Origin of the sequence: Aromatoleum petrolei (assembly GCF_017894385.1) — a bacterium.
Taxonomy (GTDB): Bacteria; Pseudomonadota; Gammaproteobacteria; order Burkholderiales; family Rhodocyclaceae; genus Aromatoleum; species Aromatoleum petrolei.
This window is the reverse complement of record NZ_CP059560.1, coordinates 3993163-4012040: the sequence shown is the minus strand read 5'-3', so window position 1 is coordinate 4012040 and position 18878 is coordinate 3993163. Positions and strand designations below refer to the sequence as shown.

The window sequence follows — 18878 nt, the reverse complement described above, 5'->3', positions numbered from 1 at the left end:
ACAGGCCGCCTTACGGCGGCCCCACAAAATTCGCGGCGACGCGAATTCGGCCTTCAGCCGAGTCGCTGAGCCAGAAGCGCAGCTGCCTCCCGCTGTTCAGCCGAACCCTCGCGCAACACCTCCTCGATAAGCTCCCGCGCCCCTTCGGTGTCACCCATTTCCTCATAGGCGCGGGCAAGCTCAAGCTTCGTGTTGACCTCTTCGATAACGTCCGCACCGGGAGCGAGACCGCCAGCCGACGCTGCAGCGTCGCTGCCATCATCGGCCGTTCCGTCCGAGGAAGCCAGGGAGGCTGCCTCAAGATTCAGGTCAATACCCGTAAGATCGAGCGCAGGAGGAATCGCCGACGGCTGGTTCACTCCGCCATCAAGGTTGAAGTCGAAATCCAGCAAACTGCTGTCGAAAGAGGTTTTTTCCAGATCTTCCGCTACAGCGGGGCCGCTCATTGCAGGCGCGCCATCCGGGGAGATCATGGTCTGATCGAGGCTAACCTCGCCACCTGCCGGCGGCGCCGCGACATCCAGTTCCGGAGCCAGATCGAATTCGAGTGCCTGGTCCGCTGCGGCGAAATCCATCCCCTGACCGATCACAGTGGCGAGCATCGGGTCGGGGTCGGCTGCGGCCACCCCCTTCTCGGACGCCTGCTCGACAATTCCGCCGACATCGAGATCGAAGGAGGGCGCATCCTCGACTGCGTGCGGCGCTTCAATGGACGGAGCAGCCTCGAGCTGCGGCATCGGCGTTTCTACTGCCGCGTCAGCGCTTCCAAGATCCAGTCCGGCATCGAGATCGAAGTCGAGTGCCCCCGCATCCACCTCCGGCAAGGCTTCGATGCCTGCATCGCCCGGGATCTCGGTCAGCACGGGCCCATGCGCTGCCGGCGTTTGTGCTGCGAACGATGCTGCAGGACCTGCTGCTGAATCGGCAACCCCTACAGCCGCGCTCGCAAGACCGCCCACGCCCAATGCGCCGGTGACGAGCCCGGTGGTCGGAGTCCCTCCCCCGGCCGAAGCACGATACAGCGGATTATCGGGATCGAGGCGGCGCCCCATCTCGGCAGCCTTGTCCCAATCTCCCCCATCTCCCCCGGTCCGCGAGTAGAGATCCGTCGCAGTATTTTCGAACGCCTTGAGGTTCTTGCGTTGGGCGTAAATCTCCAGCAGCTTGACGTAGATCGCCATCCTCGACCCGTCGGATTTCAGTGCGTCGAGAAGGATCTCTTCGGCTTGCGCGTCGCGCCCGTAGGCCATGTATACGTCTGCTTCGGCGACAGGATCGACGCCCTCGTCAGTGTCGATCGCCGACAGTCCGGACTGGCTGAAATCGGTATGCAGTACGCTGCTCTCGCCCGTATTGACGCTCTGCCCGCCGGTTGCCCCGAATACCGAATTTGTCGGCAGAGGGAATTCGCTCGCTACGGATTCGCCTCCATGCTCCGTATCCTGCTTGCGACGCTGACGCGCCTTGATGCCGGCGTAGGCCAGGAGGAGCGCGAGAATCCCCCCGCCTCCGGCAAGTACCGCAGGATCGCCAAGCAGCCCCTGGACGAAGCCCGGCTCCTCGACCGGCTCAGGTGCGAGAGCCTGCGCCGGGACGGGTGCCGGCTTGGGAGTCGCCACCGGAGCGGGCGCTTCCTCCTTGGCCGGCGCAGCCTGCTGCGGCTCGACGGCCGGCGGCTGTTGCGGCGGCTCAGCGGGCGCGGAGGCCGGGGCCGACGGCGCCGCGCTGGCCTGCTGCTGCAACTGCGCCATGCTCTCGCTGCGCAGGCTCAGCAACTCCTGCATCTGTTTGACACTGGCCTCCAGGGCGGCGACTCGCTGGTTCGCCTCCTGCAGCGCCTTGTCGCGCGCAACGAGTTCTTCCTCAAGCGCCTGAAGGCGGGCGAGACGGGCGTCGTCGGCGCCTTTCGCGGCACCTTGCTCAGATGGTGCGCCGGAAACCTTGACCTGATCGCCCGCAGCCGGCCGCGCCGGCTCATCCACCTTCGGCACGATCGTACCTGCGTCGCTGCGCGACGGAGCCGATTCCGGCGCCGCCGGCCGTGCGGCGACTGCTCCGGCGAGCTTCCTGCGATAGGCGGAAAAATCGGCGGACTGCGCCTGGACTTCACGACGCGCCTGGACGGGATCGATCTCGCGAACGCGTGCATCGGACGGAACCGTCACGATCGAGCCGGTGCGCAGACGATTGATGTTGTTTCCTTCGAACGCATCGGGGTTTTCGCGAAACAGGGCTATCAGCATCTGATCGAGGCTGGCGCCCTCGGGTCGGTTCGCCTCGGCGATCCGGTGCAGCGTGTCGCCCTTCTTGATCTCATGGCGCCCGCCACCGGCCGCCTGGGCAGCCGCCGGCGCCAGGCTCGTCGCAGGCACCTTGCGTTGCGACGACGCGGCAGGAACCCCAAGCGCTTCAGCAACCGGAGCCGCCCCGCGCCCTGCGGCTGGTACCGCAGGCCCCGCAGGCACGGGGTCAAGCAGGAAGGTGTATTCGCGCATCAGCCGACCCGAGGCCCAAGTCAGCTCGATCAGGAGGTCGACAAAGGGGTCGTTGAATGGCCTGTCGCTGGTGATCTTGACAACCGAGCGACTGCCTCTGCGCTCGACTGCGAAGCGAAGCCCGGAAATTGCAGCGGTATATTGAAGGCTTGCTTGACGGAAGGCTTCTGGGGGAGCAACGCGCGCCGAAAGCGATTGCAGTTCCTCATTGCTCGCATTCAGCTCGACCTCTGCCTTGAGCGGCTGTCCGATACCGCTGAAAACATGGATCGAACCGAGTCCTGCGGCATTGCTGCCAAGGGGGAGCATGGCGATCGCCGTCGCGATCAGGGAGGCCTTGATCGATGTTTTCATCATTGTCTTATCATCCGCACCCTAGTCTGGGTACCAAACTGCGTGGAATATGGACGTCGCGGACGCAGCCGGGCATCCGTCATGCCCCGGCAATCTAACATTTTGTTTAAGTCTTGGCAGCAATTCTTTAATTGCGAAGACTATTTTCCACGGCGCGAAAACCGCCATTCTGCCTTGAGGACTAAGGCATAGGACAACGGAAACGGCGTGACGACCGCCGTTTCCTCATGTCATGACAATCAACGATCGAGAACGATGCGCAGCATGCGACGCAGGGGTTCGGCGGCCCCCCACAGCAGCTGGTCGCCGACGGTGAAGGCACCGAGGTATTCCGGCCCCATCGCCATCTTGTGCAGACGCCCGACAGGAACGGCAAGGGTGCCAGTGACGGCCGCCGGGGTCAGTTCGCGCTCGGAGATCTCGCGCATGTTCGGCACGACCTTCACCCAGTCATTTGCCTTTGCGATGATGTCGCTGACCTCATCGAGCGGCACGTCCTTGCGCAGCTTGATCGTGAGCCCCTGCGAGTGGCAGCGCATCGCGCCAATGCGCACGCACAGGCCATCGATGGGGATGCTGCCCGGGCTGCGGAACGCGGGGCGGCCCAGGATCTTGTTGCACTCGGCGCCACCCTTCCATTCTTCCTTCGACTGTCCGTTATCGACGGGCACGTCGATCCACGGGATCAGGCTGCCGGCGAGTGCGGCGCCGCGGAAGTTTTTCACCGGAAAATCGGCCGAGCGCATGGTCGCAGCGACTTTGCGGTCGATGTCGAGGATCGCCGACGCGGGATCGGCCAACTCCGCCTTCACGGCGTCGTGCAGCGCACCCATCTGGGCGAGCAGCTCGCGCATGTTCTGTGCGCCAGCGCCGGAAGCGGCCTGGTAGGTCATCGCAGAGACCCACTCGACGAGGTCGTGCTTGAAGAGGCCGCCGAGGCCCATCAGCATCAGGGAGACGGTGCAGTTACCGCCGATCCAGTCACGACCGCCCTTGACGAGCGAATCCTTGATCACGTTCATGTTGACCGGATCCAGGATGATCACCGCATTGTCTTCCATGCGCAGCGCGCTCGCGGCGTCGATCCAGTGCCCCTTCCAGCCCGCTGCGCGCAACTGCGGATAGACGGCCTTGGTGTAGTCGCCGCCCTGGCAGGTAATCACGATGTCCATCTGCTTGAGCATGTCGATGTTCGACGCGTCCTGCAGCGGCAGCGCCGCTTCCTTGCCACCGAAGGCAGGCGCCTTGCCACCCGCCGCGGACGTCGAGAAATACACCGGCTCGATGTGGGCGAAGTCGCCCTCCTCGACCATGCGCTGCATCAGCACGGAACCGACCATGCCACGCCAACCGACCAGACCAACCTTGTTCATTTGCTATACCTCGAATTGCCAAAAATCTCAGAGCGCGGCCAGAACGGCATCGCCCATCTGCTTCGTGCCCACCTTCGTCGTACCCGGCTCGTAAATGTCGCCGGTGCGGTACCCCTGAGCGAGCACCTTCTTCACGGCCGTCTCGACGCGGGCAGCGGCGACCTCATTATTGAACGTATAGCGCAGCATCATCGCCGCCGAAAGGATGGTCGCGAGCGGGTTGGCGACGCCCTTGCCGGCGATGTCGGGCGCCGAGCCGTGCGACGGCTCGTAGAGGCCCTTGTTGTTCGCGTCGAGCGAGGCCGACGGCAACATCCCGATCGAGCCGGTCAGCATCGAGGCCTCATCCGACAGGATGTCCCCGAACATGTTGCCGGTCACCATCACGTCGAACTGCTTGGGGGCACGGACGAGCTGCATCGCGGCGTTGTCGACCAGCATGTGGGTGAGCTCGACATCCGGATATTCGGGGGCAAGCTCGGTCATCACGTCGCGCCACAGCTGCGTCGTTTCCAGCACGTTCATCTTGTCGACCGAGCACAGGCGCTTGTTGCGCTTGCGGGCGGCCTCGAAAGCGACGCGGCCGATGCGACGGATCTCGGACTCGGTGTAGTGCATCGTGTTGAAGCCGTAGCGCTCGCCGTCACGATTCTCGATGCCGCGCGGCTGGCCGAAATAGATGTCACCGGTCAGTTCGCGCACGATCAGGATGTCCAGGCCGGACACGACCTCAGGTTTCAGCGTGGAGGCGTTCGCGAGCTCGGGGTAGAGGATCGCCGGACGCAGGTTGGCGAACAGCCCGAGATCCTTGCGGATGCCGAGCAGGCCACGCTCCGGACGCTGTTCGCGCGGCAGGCCGTCCCACTTCGGGCCACCGACCGCGCCAAGCAGCACGGCATCGGCTGCGCGCGCGAGCTTGCGCGTCGCTTCCGGATACGGGTCGCCGGTCGCATCGACCGCGGCGCCGCCCAGCAGGCCCTCTTCGAGTTCGAACTTCAGGTCCAGCGCCTGAATCACGCGGACGGCTTCGGCCATGATTTCCGGACCGATCCCGTCGCCCGGCAGAACGCAAATCTTCATCAGCAGTTTTCTCCTGGTGCCCTCGCAGCGCTGCTCAGGCGAAATAATAGGGGTGATCAGCACGGCGCTTTTCCTCGAAAGCGCGGATCTTGTCGGCGTGGCGCAGCGTCAGGCCGATGTCGTCCCAGCCGTTGAGCAGGCATTCCTTGCGGAACGGATCCACGTCGAAGCTGATGCGGGCGCCGTTCGGACGGGTGATCGTCTGCGCCGCCAGGTCGACGACCAGGCGATATCCCTCGGTCGCCTCGCATTGACGGAATAGCTCATCGACCTGCGCGGCCGGCAACACGATGGGCAGCACGCCGTTCTTGAAGCAGTTGTTAAAGAAGATGTCGGCGAAGCTCGCGCCGATCAGCACGCGAAAGCCGTAATCCTCCAGCGCCCATGGCGCATGTTCGCGCGAGCTGCCGCAGCCGAAGTTGTCACGGGTGAGCAGGATCTGTGCGCCCTGGTAGCGCGCCTCGTTCAGCACGAATTCCGGATTCTGCGGACGGCCGCTGCAATCCTGCCCCGGTTCGCCATGATCGAGGTAACGCCATTCGTCGAAGAGGTTCGGGCCGAAGCCGCTGCGCTTGATCGACTTCAGGAACTGCTTGGGGATGATCGCGTCGGTGTCGACGTTCGCACGATCGAGCGGCACGGCCAGCGCGTCGAGTGTGGTAAACGGTTTCATTCTCTCACTACCCTCTGGATGGCTCGGCCATCCCTGTCAATATCGGTCGTCGGCGCATCGTCGCGCCAGCGTCGTTCAGGCCAGTTCGCGGACATCCACGAAGCGTCCGGTGACGGCCGCAGCAGCGGCCATCGCGGGACTGACGAGATGCGTGCGTCCGCCCGCTCCCTGCCGCCCTTCGAAATTGCGGTTCGAGGTCGAAGCGCAGTGCTCGCCGGGCTCGAGACGGTCCGCGTTCATCGCGAGACACATCGAGCACCCCGGCTCGCGCCACTCGAAGCCGGCGTCGATGAAGATCTTGTCGAGGCCTTCCACCTCGGCCTCGCGCTTCACCAGACCCGATCCGGGAACGACCAGCACGCGTTTGACGCTCGCCGCCTTCTTGCGCCCCTTGGCGACCGCTGCGGCTTCGCGCAGGTCTTCGATGCGCGAGTTGGTGCACGAACCGATGAACACCTGATCCACGGGAATTTCGCTGATCGGCGTGTTCGGGGCGAGCCCCATGTACTTGAGGGCGCGCTCGACGCCTTCGCGCTTGACCGGATCGGCGATCTTCGCCGGATCGGGCACGCGGCCGGCCACTGTCTCGACCATCTCGGGGGAGGTCCCCCAGGTGACCTGCGGCAGGATCTCGGCAGCGTCGAGTTCAACGACGCGATCGAAGCTCGCGCCCTCATCCGACTTCAGGGTGCGCCAATAGGCCGCGGCCTTGTCCCACAGTTCGCCCTTGGGCGCGAAGGGCTTGTCACGCAGGTAGTCGATCGTGATGTCGTCGACACCGACCAGTCCCGCACGCGCGCCCGCCTCGATCGCCATGTTGCACAGGGTCATGCGCCCTTCCATCGTCAGCGCACGGATCGCGCTGCCGCCGAACTCGATCGCGTACCCCGTACCGCCGGCCGTGCCGATACGGCCGATGATGGCAAGGGCGATGTCCTTGGCGTACACCCCGCGCCCGAGTTGGCCCTCGACCTTCACGAGCATGGTCTTGGACTTCTTCTGCAGCAGGCATTGCGTGGCCATCACGTGCTCGACCTCGGACGTGCCGATGCCGTGCGCCAGACAGGCGAACGCGCCATGCGTGGAGGTGTGGGAGTCGCCACAAACCACCGTCATGCCGGGCAACGTGACGCCGTTTTCCGGTCCAATCACGTGCACGATGCCCTGGCGCGCGTCCTTGAACGGGAAATAGGCCAGCGCGCCGACTTCGCGGATATTGACGTCCAGCGTCTCGACCTGTTGGCGCGAGACCGGATCGACGATACCCCGCTCCCAGTGATCGGTCGGCGTATTGTGATCGGCGGTCGCGACGATCGAACTCACGCGCCACGGCTTGCGTCCGGCGAGCTTGAGCCCTTCGAAAGCCTGCGGGCTGGTTACCTCGTGTACCAGGTGGCGGTCGATGTAAATCAGTGCAGTACCGTCGACCTCTTCATGGACGACGTGGCTGGACCACAACTTTTCGTACAGCGTCTGGACTTCCATCCTATATATCCCGAGGAAAGACAAGGAAAAGGTTTTGATTATTTCACACGCGTCGCCGACTGGATAGGCAGCGAGCCGCTCAGCGGCGCGCCTGCTCGTAGAGCGGCATCACCCGCTGGGCGTACTCGCCGAGATCCCTGCGCCGGCTTTCGTGACCGGGGTGAGTCGAGAGCCACTGCGGCGGACCGCCGTTCGAGCGTGCCCCCATCTTGTCCCAGAGGCTGATGGCCGCTCGCGGGTCGTAGCCTGCGCGCGCCGCAAGCTCGACGCCGATGCGATCGGCCTCGGTTTCGTGCAGGCGCGAATTCGGCAGTTCGAAGGTCACTTTGCCGACCATCCCCATAAGATCCGTACCGAGCTGGCCGACCCCCAGGATCGCACCGGCAACCGACGCCCCGACGCTCGTCACCATTGCCTTGGAAATCTGCTCGCGCGAATGCTCCCGCAGGGCGTGCGCGATCTCATGCCCCATCACCGCGGCAAGCTCGTCATCGGTGAGATTCAACTTGTCGATGAGACCCGAATAGACCGCCATCTTGCCTCCCGCCATGCACCAGGCGTTGAGCTCATCTGAGCGGATCACATTGACCTCCCATTGCCATTGCGCAGCATCTCGCCGGAACGCCACGGTCTGAGGGATAAGGCGGTTCGAGATCGCGCGCACGCGCGCGAGCTGCGCCGGGTCGCGGTTAAGCACGCCCTTCTGGCGCGCCTCGCCGATCACCTGCTGGTATTGTTTTCCGGATGCCTGCTCGACCTCGGCCGCCGACACCATCATCGTCTGGCTGCGATCGACGCCCACCGCACCACCCCCGGTCGTCTGCACCGTCTGGCAGGCAGACACAAGCCAGGCTGCCATGGCAATCCGGGCCATCTTCGCAATTCGACTCGTCATCCGACTCCTCCTTCCGCCTTCGACTCCGCTTCGCCGCGCCAACCCAGCACCAACCACGCAAGGCCCGCCAGCGCGAACAGCGACCCCAGAGTATAGGTCCACGCCGGCCCCACGGATTCCCACGTATATCCGCTCACGAGCCCACCAAGCATCCCGCCCGCACCGAACGAAATACTGCCGTAGAGGGCCTGCCCACGAGACTGCAACCTGCCTGGGAACCATTGATTCACTGCCGCAATCGCCGCCGAATGGTAAGCCCCGAACGTCGCTCCATGCAGCAGTTGGGCAAGCACCAGCACAGCAAACGACCCCACGCCCCAGCCTATCGCCATGAAACGCACGACCGCGCAGGCAAACGCGAATATCAGGACCGCACGCATCGAATGCCGGCGCAGCACCCGTGGCATGAACATGAAGACGACGATCTCCGCGATCACGCCAAGCGACCACATCCACCCGACGACCGACTTGTCGTAGCCGTGATCGACGAGGAAGATCGAATAGAACACGTACAACGCGCCGTGCGCGGCCGACATCAGGAAGCAGGCAACCAGGAGCGCCCGTACCTCCGGACGACGCAGCGTCTCATGCAGGCTCGCGCTTTCCCGGTGGGCAAGCGGTCTCGCCGCTTCGGGCAACACCGCCGCGCTCAAGGCGATCGCTGCGAGGATCGCGGCCGTTATCCACAACACCGAATCCAGCGGCAGAAAATCGAGCAGGTAACCCAGCCCGAGCACCGCCGCGATGAATCCGACGGAGCCCCACACTCGGATGCTGCCGTAACGCCCCGCCTGGGCTCCCAGATGGGCGAACGTGAGGCTCTCGACCAGAGGCAGGGCCGCACTCCAGAAAAACGCCATCAGGGCCATCGCCAGGAACAGGCCTTCGAAACGCGTCGTGAAGAAAAAGACGCTGAAGCCGACGAGACTCGCCCAGGCAGACAAGCGGATGATCGTCAGCCGCCGGCCGAGATGCTCGGCCAGCCAGCCCCACATGCCAGGAGCAAGCACACGCATGACCTGCATCAGGGACATCAGCAGCGCGATGTCGGTCGCCGACAGCGCGATGGACTGCAGGTAGAGCGTGAAATAGGGCGAGAATGCGCCGACGAACGCGAAATAGGAAAAGTAGTAGGCCGAGAGCCGCCAGTAAGGAACCACTGCGACGCCTGGCTGCAATTCAGGCCCTCACGCCGCGACGACCGGCGACGACTCTCGGCGACAAACCCTCCCCGCTCACGCGCGCGGCGGCGGGACGCGCTGCACGCCCTGCGGCGCCAGCCGTGCAATCCGGGGCGTATCGGTCGTCACGTCGCCGCATTGCGCGCGGTGGCGCAACGCATGATCCATCAGCACGATCGCCAGCATCGCCTCGGCGATCGGTGTCGCCCGGATGCCGACACAGGGGTCGTGACGCCCGTGCGTATTCACAATCACGGGCTTGCCCTGCTTGTCGATCGAGCGGCGATCGAGCCGGATGCTGGAGGTGGGTTTCACCGCCATGCTCACGATGATGTCCTGGCCGCTGGAAATTCCGCCGAGCACGCCGCCCGCGTTGTTCGTCAGATAACCTTCGGGCGTCATCTCGTCCGAATGCTCCGTGCCGTGCTGCGTCACGCACTCGAAACCGGCACCGATCTCCACCCCTTTGACCGCATTGATGCCCATCATCGCGTACGCGATGTCGGCATCGAGCCGGTCATAGACGGGCTCCCCCCATCCCACCGGAACGCCCGTCGCGACAACGTCGATACGCGCACCGATCGAATCCCCGGACTTGCGCAGCTCGTCCATATAGGCCTCGAGCTGCGGAACGATTCCCGCATTGGGCGCGAAGAAGGGGTTGCGTGCAACCTCGTCCCAGCTCTCGAAGGGGATGGGGATGGGGCCGAGCTGCGACATGAAGCCGCGGATCGCGATGCCGTAGCGCTCCTTCAGCCACTTCCGCGCGATCGCGCCTGCCGCCACCCGCACCGCCGTCTCGCGTGCGGAGGAACGACCGCCGCCGCGATAGTCGCGAATCCCGTATTTCTGCCAGTATTCGTAGTCGGCATGTCCCGGGCGGAAAGTCTCGGAGATATTGCCGTAGTCACGCGATCGCTGGTCCTGATTGCGGATCAGGAGCGCGATCGGCGTGCCGGTCGTCACCCCCTCGAACACCCCCGACAGGATCTCCACCTCGTCCGGCTCACGGCGCTGGGTAACGTGACGCGAAGTGCCCGGCTTGCGACGATCGAGCTCCACCTGGATCTCTTGCGCAGAAATCGGCAGCCCCGGCGGACATCCATCCACAACGCAGCCGATTGCCGGGCCGTGGGACTCACCGAAGGAGGTGACACAAAAGAGTTTGCCTAAGGTGTTGCCGGACATCGCAATCTCGACCAGAACGTGATTCGGAAGGAGCCGTGCAGTTTAACACAGCGTCAGCCAGGCCCTTCCGGGCGACCGGGCCCGCGCCCGGCCCTGGGTCAATGGAAGAACTTCTCGAGACGCTCGAATACCTCGTGCTCGGCACCGTGACGCCGCACCGATCGCACATCCACCAGCTTCTCCAACTGAAGCACCATCTGCTCGAGCCGCTGATCCTCGAACACCAGCAACCAGATGCGGCTGCGACTCGTATCCGACATCGGCATGCACAGGATGCCCTCGACGTTGAACGCCCTGCGTGCAAACAGGTTGCAGATGTGGCTCATCACACCGGGGTGGTTATTGACCTCCAACTCCAGGACCACCTTGGCGAAACCTTGTTGCTGCAAGGGCTCGGCGACTTGTTCGATCATTTTCAACCTCCGATCATTTCAGTATTTGCCGCGCCCGGCGGCACCATCGGGTAAACGAATTCCTCGCGACTGATCGACGCATGGATCAGGCATGGCCCACGGCTTTGCAGCGCCTGTGCGAGCGCTGCACGCGGATTCGGCGAGCTATCCAGATCGACCGCAGCAATGCCGAAACCCTCGGCAATCTTCAGGAAATCCGGCTCGCCGCGATACTTCGAGGCAAAGACGCGTTTCCCGTAGAACAGGCTCTGCTGCTGGTACACCAGACCGAGCGAGTTGTTGTTCATCAGCACGATCTTGACGTTCAGCCCTTCCTCCGCGAGCGTCGCGAGTTCCTGGATGTTCATCTTGAAGCTGCCATCGCCAGTGAAGCACACAACGGTACGATCGGGCTCCGCCAGCGCGGCACCGATCGCGGCCGGCACGCCGAAGCCCATCGTCCCGAGGCCGCCCGAAGTCAGCCACTGGCGCGGCCGCCTGAACGGATACGCCTGGGCGACCCACATCTGATGCTGTCCCACATCGGTCGCGATGACCGCCTCGTCATCAAGAGCGGCGGCAACGGCATGCACCAGCCCGTAGTGAGTGCGCGGATCGTCGCACCCCGGCATCGTCATCGGGAAACGAGACTTCAGACTATCCACATGCGCCAGCCAGCGCTTGCGCAGGCTTTGCTTCACACGCGGCAGCAAGGCCTCGAGGACAGCCGACACATCGCCGTTGATCGCCACGTGAGCCGTCTTGATCTTGTGCAGTTCGGCGGGGTCTATGTCGATATGGATGATCCGCGCGTTGGGACAGAACTGCGCCGCCTTGCCGATCGCCCGATCGTCGAAACGCGCCCCCACGCAGATGAGCAGATCCGATTCCTCGAGAATGAAATTCGTATAGCGCGCGGCATGCATTCCGAGCATGCCGATGGACAACGGGTGATCGACCGGCATCGTGCCCAACGCCATCAGCGTCATCGTCGTCGGCAGACCCGCCTGCTCGGCCAACGTCACAGCCAGCCGCGAGGCCCCGGAATGCACCACGCCCCCTCCAAGGTACAGCACCGGGCGCTCGGCCGCGTCGATCATCTTCGCCGCCGACTCGATCGCCGCCATGTCCAGCCCCGGCGCCGGATCCGGCACCGCCGGCTCGGGATAGGCCTCGAAACTCACCAGCTGATTCTGCACATCCTTCGGGACGTCGACGAGTACCGGTCCTGGACGCCCCGACATCGCGATACGGAATGCCTGCGGGACAACCTCCAGCAACTCAGCCGCAGAACGGACGAGGAAGTTGTGCTTTGTGATCGGCACGGTCATGCCGTAGATATCGACTTCCTGGAACGCATCGGTACCGATCATGGACAGCGGCACCTGACCGGTGATCGCGACCATCGGAATCGAATCGAGGCGAGCATCCGCAATCGCCGTCACCAGATTCGTGGCACCCGGTCCACTCGACGCGAAACACACCTCGGGATGTCCCGACACTCGCGCCATGCCTTGCGCAATGAAACCCGCCCCTTGTTCGTGACGAGCGAGCACGTGGCGTATGACGTCGCTACCCGACAAGGCATCGTACAAGGGCAGAATCGCCCCTCCCGGGATTCCTGCAACGGTACGAATACCCTGCCGTTCCAGCAGGCGCACGATCAACTCGGCGCCGGTCATTTGCATCATCTTGCGCTCCTTCGGTTTGGTGTCGGGCATCAAAACCGGCGGCGCAAAAAAACAAAACCCCCGCCGGGCTTGCGCGCCGGCGGGGTTGGAATCTGTTGCTTGCTTCTGTCCTACCCTCGAGACGCGTGGCCGCCTACGCCTACTACTACGCGTACGGACAGGGCTACTACGACGAGGGCGCGAACCAGAGTGGTCATCGGGACAAAATAAACTGTTAGCGGGCTAATCTAAACACACGGACGCATGAAACACAAGCACAAACCGTCACGCCTGCCCGTCCCGCAACAGGCGACGCAGGATCTTGCCGACATTCGTCTTCGGCAACTCCTCGCGAAACTCCACCAGGTGCGGCACCTTGTATGCAGTCAGGTTCGTCCGGCAATGCGCAACGATGTCCTCCTTCGTCAGCCCCGGATCCTTGCGCACCACGAACACCTTCACCGCCTCGCCGGTCCGCTCGTCCGTAACCCCCACCGCCGCCACCTCGAGCACCCCCGGATGGCTCGCGATGACATCCTCGACCTCGTTCGGGAAGACATTGAAGCCGGACACGAGAATCATGTCCTTCTTGCGATCGACGATGCGGACGAAACCACGCTCGTCGATCGTCGCCACATCGCCGGTACGCAGAAAGCCGTCCGCAGTGAAGGCATTGGCCGTCTCCTCCGGCCGCTGCCAGTAGCCGCGGGTCACTTGCGGACCGCGCACGCATAGCTCACCCGGCTGCCCCAAGGGCACCTCCTCGCCACCATCGCCGCGGATGCTGACCTCCGTGGACGAAACCGGCAGGCCGATGGAGTGATTGAACTGTGGCAGATCGAGCGGATTGATCGTCACCGCCGGCGACGTTTCCGTCAGACCGTACGCCTCCACGAGCGGGCGCCCGGTCACGCGCCGCCACTTCTCCGCCACCGCCTGCTGCACGGCCATCCCACCGCCCAGCGTAATGTGCAGGGAAGAAAAATCCAGCTTGCTGAAATTCTCGTTGTTCAAGAGTGCGTTGAACAGGGTGTTCACACCGGTAATCGCGGTAAATCGATACTTCGCCAGCTCCTTGACGAACCCCGCGATATCCCGCGGATTGGTGATCAGCACGTTCATCGCGCCGACCCTGAAAAACGTCAGGCAATTCGCCGTCAGCGAGAAGATGTGATACAGCGGTAACGCCGTGATGATGATCTCGCCCTCCTTGCGCAGGTATGGTTTGATCCACGCATACGCCTGCTGGAGGTTCGCGACAATGTTGCCGTGCGTTAGAACGGCCCCCTTGGCCACGCCTGTCGTGCCACCGGTATATTGCAGAAAAGCAACGTCATCATGACCGATTTCCACCGCCTCCAACGGATGTCGCCCACCCGCCACCAAGGCGTCCGAAAAACGCACGGAACCGGGAATATTCCAGGACGGCACCAACTTTTTTACATGGCGCACGACGAAATCGACCAACATGCTCTTGGGGAAGCCGAGGAGCTCGCCCAGGCTGGTCACCACCACGTTACGCACCTTCAGCCGCTGCAAGACATCCGCGAGCGTGTGCGCAAAATTTTCCACGATGACGATCGTTTCTGCCCCCGAGTCGCGGATCTGATGCTCGAGTTCCCGCGCAGTGTAGAGCGGGTTAACGTTCACGACCGCATAGCCGGCACGCAGGGCACCGAACATCGCAATCGGGTACTGCAGGAGATTGGGCATCATCAACGCCACGCGCGCGCCGCGCGGCAGCTTTAACTCGCCCTGCAAGTAGCCGGCAAACTGCGCCGACAGCCGGTCCAGTTCTGCGTACGTGATGGTCTTGCCCATATTCACGTAGGCGACGCGGCCGGCGAACTGGCGCACTCCTCGGGCAAAGACGTCGGCAAGCGACGAAAACTCGTTCACGTCGATTTCCGCCGGAATTCCGGGTGGATAGCTCTTCAGCCAGATCTTTTCCACAGCACTCCTCCAACAGTTGGAATTAGCGCCGGACCAACGACTCCCGGCGGTGCCCTCCCGAGGCATTACCGGCATCGCCATGTCGGCGCCACCGGCTTCCAGCTGCATGCCCCCGTCTCGACGGACGGAGGTCGTCTTGTGCTTTACCCCTCGCAACTCGCCGAGCGAGGATGGAGCTGCGGCAGGCTAGGCCCGCCCTGCCTCAGGCCTCGTCGCCCGGCTCCTGCGGCCAGTTCCTGATGTAATTCTTGAGCATGCGGTTCTCGAAACTCTGCTCTTCGAGCACCGCCTTGGCCACATCGTGGAAAGAAACCACCCCGAGCAGCGTCGTATCGTCCATCACGGGCAAATAACGCTGACGGTGCTCCACCATGAGACGCCGCAACTCGTCCATTTCCATATTCGGCGACGCGGCGATCGGCCCTGACAGCATTGCCTGCTCGATCGTCATCCTGCCCCATTCCGCGCCGCCCTTATGCACCGCCCGCAACACTTCGCGGAAGGTAAGCATGCCGACCATGTGGCCGTGCGAAAAAACCACGAGCGAGCCGACGTCCTGCTCGGTCATGATCTCGACCGCCTCAGCAAGGCTCTTGTTGGGCGCTATGGTGTAGAGCACCTTGCCCTTGATCGCAAGAATCTCGCTCACCAGCATGCCAATCCCCTTTCCAAATTCATATCAACTGACCCAAGTGCATGATATTGCATAGCGCCGACCAGGAAAAGACCGCGCACACGCACAATCGCGCCGCAACCCAAGGCCTAGCGCGCGCCGCTCTCAGCGTTTCAGTTCGCCCAACTTGCCCGTACGCGCAGCCCATTCGTCCGCATCCGGCAAAGGATCCTTGCGCTCCACGATCGGCTTCCAGTCCTTGGCGAGATCGGCATTCAGCGCGATGAAATGACGCTGCCCTTCGGGCACGTCGTCCTCGGCGTAGATCGCCTCCACCGGACATTCGGCCACACAGAGGGTGCAATCTATGCACTCGGTCGGATCGATCACGAGAAAATTCGCCCCCTCGCGGAAACAGTCCACGGGGCACACATCCACACAGTCGGTGTACTTGCAGCGGATGCAGGCTTCTGTCACTACGTAGGCCATCGTCTTCGACTCCAGTTGATCATGCAGGCCCGCCCCGCCCCCGGAGCGCACCGCCTTTTTCCGACAATATAGCCGAGACCTTCGCGGTTTTGACACAGGCGCGGGCAAACCCCGACTGCACAAGCGGCGAAAAAAGGGCGAAACGCTTGACGGGCGGGACGGCTTGGCATAACTTTTCCCGACACTCTGAAGTGGCAGGCCCCTCCCGCCACTCTCCCCGAGGGCCGTACCGGCCCGACTCCCAATCCGAAAGACAGCAAGACCTTGATGCGAGGAATCATGAGCGAGCACATCCATTACGTCACCGACGGCAACTTTGAAGCCGAGGTGCTCCAGGCACAAACCCCGGTTCTGGTCGATTACTGGGCCGAATGGTGCGGTCCGTGCAAGATGATCGCCCCCATCCTCGACGACATCGCCAAGGAGTATGCGGGCAAGCTCAAGGTCGCAAAACTGAACATCGACGAGAATCAGGAAACCCCGGCCAAGTTCGGCATTCGCGGCATCCCGACGCTGATGCTGTTCAAGGGCGGCAATGTCGAAGCCACTAAAGTGGGGGCATTGTCCAAGTCGCAACTCACGGCCTTCATTGACAGCAATATCTGACCAGGGCTAAAGTCCAGCCCTGCCTGCGCGGCGCCCCCGCTCAAGAAGCCGGCCTTCCGGCGCCGCAGCAGCAGCATCTTCTTCCCGCAGCATCTCCCTCATCGGTTTCATCCATCAGCGCCCCGTCGCGCCCCTTCGCCATGCAATTATCGGAGCTCAAGTCCCTCCACGTCAGCCAGCTGCTGGAGATGGCCATCGAAAACGAAATCGATGGCGCCAACCGCTTGCGCAAGCAGGAACTGGTCTTTGCCCTACTCAAGAATCGGGCCAAGAAAGGCGAACCCATATACGGTGACGGGGCGCTCGAAGTACTTCCCGACGGCTTCGGCTTCCTGCGCTCGCCGGACATCTCCTACCTAGCCGGCACCGACGACATCTACGTCTCGCCGTCGCAGATCCGCCGCTTCAACCTGCACACCGGCGACACCATCGAGGGCGAGATCCGCACCCCGAAGGACGGCGAACGCTACTTCGCCCTCGTCAAACTCGACAAGATCAACGGCGAGTCGCCCGAGAACTGCAAGCACAAGATCCTGTTCGAGAATCTCACTCCTCTGCACCCGAACGAGTGCCTGAAGCTTGAGCGTGACATTCGCGGCGAGGAGAACATCACCAGCCGCATCATCGACATGATCGCGCCGATCGGCAAGGGACAGCGGGGTCTGCTGGTGGCTCCGCCAAAAAGCGGCAAGACCGTGATGCTGCAGCACATCGCCCACGCCATCTCGGCCAACCACCCGGATGTCGCCCTCATCGTCCTACTGATCGACGAACGTCCCGAAGAAGTTACCGAAATGCAGCGCTCGGTCAAAGGCGAGGTGGTTGCATCCACCTTCGACGAACCCGCTTCGCGCCACGTGCAAGTCGCCGAGATGGTCATCGAAAAGGCCAAGCGACTCACCGAACACAAGAAGGACGTGGTCATCCTGCTCGATTCGCTCACGCGGCTCGCGCGGGCATACAACACCGTGGTACCGGCCTCCGGCAAGGTCCTGACCGGCGGTGTCGACGCCAACGCCCTGCAGAAGCCCAAGCGTTTCTTCGGCGCCGCACGGAATATCGAGGAAGGCGGCTCGCTGACCATCATCGCGACGGCCCTGATCGACACCGGAAGCCGCATGGACGAAGTGATCTATGAGGAGTTCAAGGGCACCGGCAACATGGAGTTGCACCTCGATCGCCGCATGGCCGAAAAGCGCGTGTATCCGGCCATCAACGTCAACCGCTCGGGGACTCGCCGCGAGGAGTTGCTGATGAAGGCCGACGTGTTGCAGAAAGTGTGGGTGTTGCGCAAGCTCCTGTACGGCATGGATGACATCGACGCGATGGAATTCCTGATGGACAAGGTCAAGGCGACCAAGAGCAACGCGGAGTTCTTCGACGCGATGCGGCGCGGTTGATCCGGACGCCGCGGACACAAAAACGCCACCTTGTCGGTGGCGTTTTTGTTTTGTGCCGCAGCAAAACGAGGCCCGCGAGCCCCGACGGACTTACCTGTAATCGTAGAATCCCTTGCCGGACTTGCGGCCGAGATAGCCCGCCTCGACCATCTCGACGAGCAGGGGCGCCGGACGGTATTTCGGATCCTTGAAGCCCTCGAACAGCACCTGCATCACTGCCAATTCGACATCGAGGCCGATCATGTCGGCGAGAGCCAGCGGCCCGATCGGGTGATTGCACCCGAGCTTCATTGCCTCGTCGATCTCGGCGGCCGTGGCAAGACCTTCCCCAAGCGCAAAGATCGCCTCGTTGATCATCGGGCAGAGCAGTCGGTTGACGACAAAACCCGGGCTGTTGCGCACCTGGACGGGAGTCTTGCCGATTGCCTGCGCGACCGCCTCCACCGCGGCATAGGTTGAGTCGGACGTCTGCAGACCGCGAATCAGCTCGACCAGCGCCATCATGGGCACGGGGTTGAAGAAGTGCATGCCGACAACCTTGTCGGCGCGCTTCGTCGACGCAGCGAGCTTGGTGATCGAAATCGAGGAGGTGTTCGACGCCAGAATCGCATCCGCCTTCATTGTCGCATCGAGTTGCGCGAAGATTTTCAGCTTCAGCTCGAGATTCTCGGTTGCGGCTTCGATCACCAGATCACAATCCGCGAGGGCGCCCACGTCGCTGGCCGTGGCGATGCGCGCAAGGGCCTCCGCCTTTAGCGCCTCGGTCATCTTTTCCTTCTTGACCAGGCGATCGAGACTCGCCGTCAGGGTGACCAGGCCGCGCTGCACCGCCACCTCGGCAACATCCATCATCACGACCTCGAACCCGGCTACCGCAAAGGCCTGCGTAATGCCGTTACCCATCGTGCCGGCGCCTACGACGCCGATCTTCTTTAGACTCATCGTTTCCCGCTCCCTTGGTAAGTAACGCCCCGGCCCATCCACGGCCGACACCATACTGATGCGTATGGAACTATAGCGCAATGTCGGCA

The 18878-nt window shown here is 63.1% G+C and carries 16 protein-coding genes; 2 read left to right on the top strand and 14 right to left on the bottom strand.

Annotated features, from left to right (window positions below; genetic code table 11):
* Positions 1-53: 53 nt before the first annotated feature.
* From ToN1_RS18305 to fdxA, 13 genes are all read right to left on the bottom strand, one after another.
* The gene (locus tag ToN1_RS18305; protein WP_169206122.1) at positions 54-2852 is read right to left on the bottom strand and encodes a motility hub landmark protein FimV; all 2799 of its coding nucleotides are present in this window, start codon (positions 2850-2852) and stop codon (positions 54-56) included.
* Between the two features lie 236 nt (positions 2853-3088).
* Positions 3089-4222, bottom strand: coding sequence for an aspartate-semialdehyde dehydrogenase (gene asd / locus ToN1_RS18300; RefSeq protein ID WP_169206123.1), 1134 nt, complete (start codon positions 4220-4222; stop codon positions 3089-3091).
* A gap of 27 nt (positions 4223-4249) precedes the next feature.
* Entirely contained in the window at positions 4250-5302 is a 1053-nt protein-coding gene (gene leuB / locus ToN1_RS18295; RefSeq protein WP_169206124.1) for a 3-isopropylmalate dehydrogenase, read from the bottom strand.
* Positions 5303-5336: 34 nt separating this feature from the next.
* A complete protein-coding gene (gene leuD / locus ToN1_RS18290) occupies positions 5337-5975 on the bottom strand; it encodes a 3-isopropylmalate dehydratase small subunit (RefSeq protein ID WP_169206125.1) in 639 nt (212 codons plus the stop codon).
* A 75-nt stretch (positions 5976-6050) separates the two neighbouring features.
* On the bottom strand, positions 6051-7460 hold the full coding sequence (gene leuC, locus ToN1_RS18285) for a 3-isopropylmalate dehydratase large subunit (protein ID WP_169206126.1): 1410 nt from the start codon (positions 7458-7460) through the stop codon (positions 6051-6053).
* A 79-nt stretch (positions 7461-7539) separates the two neighbouring features.
* Positions 7540-8355, bottom strand: a complete 816-nt coding sequence (locus ToN1_RS18280) for a M48 family metallopeptidase (RefSeq protein ID WP_169206127.1) — start codon at positions 8353-8355, stop codon at positions 7540-7542.
* On the bottom strand, positions 8352-9515 hold the full coding sequence (locus ToN1_RS18275; protein WP_169206128.1) for an MFS transporter: 1164 nt from the start codon (positions 9513-9515) through the stop codon (positions 8352-8354). The genes ToN1_RS18280 and ToN1_RS18275 overlap by 4 nt, the downstream gene beginning before the upstream one ends.
* A 75-nt stretch (positions 9516-9590) precedes the next feature.
* On the bottom strand, positions 9591-10724 hold the full coding sequence (aroC, locus tag ToN1_RS18270) for a chorismate synthase (protein WP_169206129.1): 1134 nt from the start codon (positions 10722-10724) through the stop codon (positions 9591-9593).
* Positions 10725-10822: 98 nt separating this feature from the next.
* The gene (gene ilvN / locus ToN1_RS18265; RefSeq protein ID WP_169206130.1) at positions 10823-11137 is read right to left on the bottom strand and encodes an acetolactate synthase small subunit; all 315 of its coding nucleotides are present in this window, start codon (positions 11135-11137) and stop codon (positions 10823-10825) included.
* A gap of 2 nt (positions 11138-11139) precedes the next feature.
* The gene (gene ilvB / locus ToN1_RS18260) at positions 11140-12807 is read right to left on the bottom strand and encodes an acetolactate synthase large subunit (protein ID WP_169206131.1); all 1668 of its coding nucleotides are present in this window, start codon (positions 12805-12807) and stop codon (positions 11140-11142) included.
* A 264-nt stretch (positions 12808-13071) separates the two neighbouring features.
* Positions 13072-14739: a long-chain-fatty-acid--CoA ligase gene (locus ToN1_RS18255; RefSeq protein ID WP_169206132.1), complete on the bottom strand. Its 1668-nt coding sequence runs from the start codon at positions 14737-14739 to the stop codon at positions 13072-13074.
* Between the two features lie 202 nt (positions 14740-14941).
* Positions 14942-15394 (bottom strand): CBS domain-containing protein, encoded by a 453-nt coding sequence (locus tag ToN1_RS18250; protein ID WP_169206133.1) that lies wholly within the window; start codon positions 15392-15394, stop codon positions 14942-14944.
* 123 nt (positions 15395-15517) lie between these two features.
* On the bottom strand, positions 15518-15841 hold the full coding sequence (fdxA, locus tag ToN1_RS18245; protein WP_169206134.1) for a ferredoxin FdxA: 324 nt from the start codon (positions 15839-15841) through the stop codon (positions 15518-15520).
* 279 nt (positions 15842-16120) lie between these two features.
* Here fdxA and trxA point away from each other — a divergent pair, with 279 nt between their 5' ends.
* Both trxA and rho read left to right on the top strand, forming a co-directional pair.
* Entirely contained in the window at positions 16121-16447 is a 327-nt protein-coding gene (gene trxA / locus ToN1_RS18240; RefSeq protein ID WP_169125111.1) for a thioredoxin TrxA, read from the top strand.
* A gap of 140 nt (positions 16448-16587) precedes the next feature.
* A complete protein-coding gene (gene rho, locus ToN1_RS18235; protein WP_169206135.1) occupies positions 16588-17847 on the top strand; it encodes a transcription termination factor Rho in 1260 nt (419 codons plus the stop codon).
* Positions 17848-17937: 90 nt separating this feature from the next.
* Here the strand turns inward: rho and ToN1_RS18230 are convergent, their stop codons facing one another.
* Positions 17938-18789 carry a 3-hydroxybutyryl-CoA dehydrogenase gene (locus ToN1_RS18230; RefSeq protein ID WP_169206136.1) on the bottom strand — a complete coding sequence of 284 codons (852 nt, stop codon included), beginning with the start codon at positions 18787-18789 and terminating at the stop codon, positions 17938-17940.
* Positions 18790-18878 lie beyond the last annotated feature (89 nt).

Coding starts and splice junctions, on each gene's coding strand:
- ToN1_RS18305 (WP_169206122.1), bottom strand. CDS start 2,852: ATGATGAAAACATCGATCAAGGCCTCCCTGATCGCGACGGCGATCGCC.
- asd (WP_169206123.1), bottom strand. CDS start 4,222: ATGAACAAGGTTGGTCTGGTCGGTTGGCGTGGCATGGTCGGTTCCGTG.
- leuB (WP_169206124.1), bottom strand. CDS start 5,302: ATGAAGATTTGCGTTCTGCCGGGCGACGGGATCGGTCCGGAAATCATG.
- leuD (WP_169206125.1), bottom strand. CDS start 5,975: ATGAAACCGTTTACCACACTCGACGCGCTGGCCGTGCCGCTCGATCGT.
- leuC (WP_169206126.1), bottom strand. CDS start 7,460: ATGGAAGTCCAGACGCTGTACGAAAAGTTGTGGTCCAGCCACGTCGTC.
- ToN1_RS18280 (WP_169206127.1), bottom strand. CDS start 8,355: ATGACGAGTCGAATTGCGAAGATGGCCCGGATTGCCATGGCAGCCTGG.
- aroC (WP_169206129.1), bottom strand. CDS start 10,724: ATGTCCGGCAACACCTTAGGCAAACTCTTTTGTGTCACCTCCTTCGGT.
- ilvN (WP_169206130.1), bottom strand. CDS start 11,137: ATGATCGAACAAGTCGCCGAGCCCTTGCAGCAACAAGGTTTCGCCAAG.
- ilvB (WP_169206131.1), bottom strand. CDS start 12,807: ATGATGCAAATGACCGGCGCCGAGTTGATCGTGCGCCTGCTGGAACGG.
- ToN1_RS18250 (WP_169206133.1), bottom strand. CDS start 15,394: ATGCTGGTGAGCGAGATTCTTGCGATCAAGGGCAAGGTGCTCTACACC.
- fdxA (WP_169206134.1), bottom strand. CDS start 15,841: ATGGCCTACGTAGTGACAGAAGCCTGCATCCGCTGCAAGTACACCGAC.
- trxA (WP_169125111.1), top strand. CDS start 16,121: ATGAGCGAGCACATCCATTACGTCACCGACGGCAACTTTGAAGCCGAG.
- rho (WP_169206135.1), top strand. CDS start 16,588: ATGCAATTATCGGAGCTCAAGTCCCTCCACGTCAGCCAGCTGCTGGAG.
- ToN1_RS18230 (WP_169206136.1), bottom strand. CDS start 18,789: ATGAGTCTAAAGAAGATCGGCGTCGTAGGCGCCGGCACGATGGGTAAC.